Source organism: Algibacter sp. L4_22 (assembly GCF_023473045.1).
Classification (GTDB): domain Bacteria; phylum Bacteroidota; class Bacteroidia; order Flavobacteriales; family Flavobacteriaceae; genus Algibacter.
Window position 1 is genome coordinate 1 of sequence record NZ_JAMCOK010000105.1, and the last position, 535, is coordinate 535.

A 535-nucleotide genomic window follows, 5' to 3' on the forward strand; every position below is an offset into this window, starting at 1 on the left:
ACCGGCGTCAGCGCCGCGCTTTCCAGAACTTGATGGGTGGTGTTAATCGCGCGTTGAATGTCGGCATAAGATAAAGCGTGGGTCGGCATGGGCGCTGTCCTCATTAAAAGTCGTGAATGTGATTATTGTTTGAGCTCACCGCGCTCGATGAGTACCGGGTAGTGGCGAAGGCCAAAAGCGGCGGCAAAGTCACGGCCTGCCACAGGGTAGAGTGTTAAGTTATAGCGCTTAAACCGCTGCCACCCCGCCTTCGTCTGCACATTGACGACCATCCCCATGGCGCCAATGCTCGCTAGATAGTCCCGCTTCGTACTGAGCCAGCGATGGGATAAAGCGTCATCCCCAACGATGAACAGAGGCGTGCTCACAGTTTGATTGAGCGTGCGTCGTTCCACCTTGCCAGGGGTTAACTGCGGCGTACTCACCGGCACCATCCCTTGCAATAAATCCGCGGCCGACAAGGCATGACTGCTGAGCAGAAAGAGTAGAGGGATGAGTGTTAATCGGCGATTCATGACGAGGGACTCCATTGTTG

Annotated in this window: 1 protein-coding gene; it reads right to left on the reverse strand. The window is 55.3% G+C overall.

Annotated elements, in window-relative coordinates:
* Positions 1-122: 122 nt before the first annotated feature.
* Positions 123-535, reverse strand: a 413-nt coding sequence (locus M4I23_RS19730; RefSeq protein ID WP_249755564.1) for an integrating conjugative element protein, incomplete at its 5' end; no start/stop codon positions are given.